Source organism: Oleiphilus sp. HI0066 (genome assembly GCF_001635725.1).
Window position 1 is genome coordinate 1 of the sequence record NZ_LWFH01001885.1, and the last position, 896, is coordinate 896.

General features: G+C 42.7%; 1 protein-coding gene. It reads left to right on the forward strand.

The window, feature by feature from the left end; translation table 11 throughout:
- Positions 1–896: GGDEF domain-containing protein (locus A3738_RS28970; RefSeq protein ID WP_156504591.1), on the forward strand; the 896-nt coding region annotated here is incomplete at both ends.

Sequence of the window (896 nt, forward strand, 5' to 3'; positions counted from 1 at the left end):
CTTATTCGCATGCTTTCTTCAAATCATCGTTCGTCGACTTGTGACCGATCACTTGGTCACAATTAGTACCGCCACACGAGATATAGAGCGAACGAAACAAAATCAATATACGCCTATTAAGCTGAATCGTTCCCCGATCAACGATGAATTAACCGATCTAGTTCAGGCATTGAATCAGGCACAGCAGCAAGCGATTGAATTCCGCCAAGCACGCGAGTCATATGAGAATCAATTGGAATATCAGGCAAGTAATGACGCTCTCACTCATTTGCCTAATCGACGTCATATCGAAAAACATCTCACCAATGAAATGGAAAAAATCTCGAAACAAACAGGAGCAAATCGCTTAGCCTTATTCTTTATTGACTTAGATGGATTCAAAGAAGTGAATGACAGTCTAGGCCACAGTGTTGGCGACCGCGTTCTTCAAGCAAGTGCGAAACGTTTAAAAGAACTTATTGCCAATAATAACAATGGCTACGTCGCGCGTTTTGGGGGCGATGAATTCATCGCTACATGCTCCTGCAATACAAAGCGCGAAGCCGAAGATATTGCGGAATCAATCATTCATTCATTTCGTGAAAACTTTGCGCATAACAATGCACAACTGCAGCTCGGGTGTAGTTTAGGTACAGTGTTTTTCCCTGATGATGGTGTAACAACAGAAGAATTGATTCGCAAAGCAGATACCGCGATGTATCACGCCAAAAACTCAGGACGTAATACTTTCGCCTTTTTTGAACCCAGCATGTTGCAAGACGTCATGCTCAAAAACACGATCAAGAACAAACTCCAAAATGCGCTACGCGACGAAAAGCTCGAAATTTATTATCAGCCACTGATTAATCTCAGAGACATGTCGATTAGTGGCTTTGAGGCATTATTGCGCTGGGAAG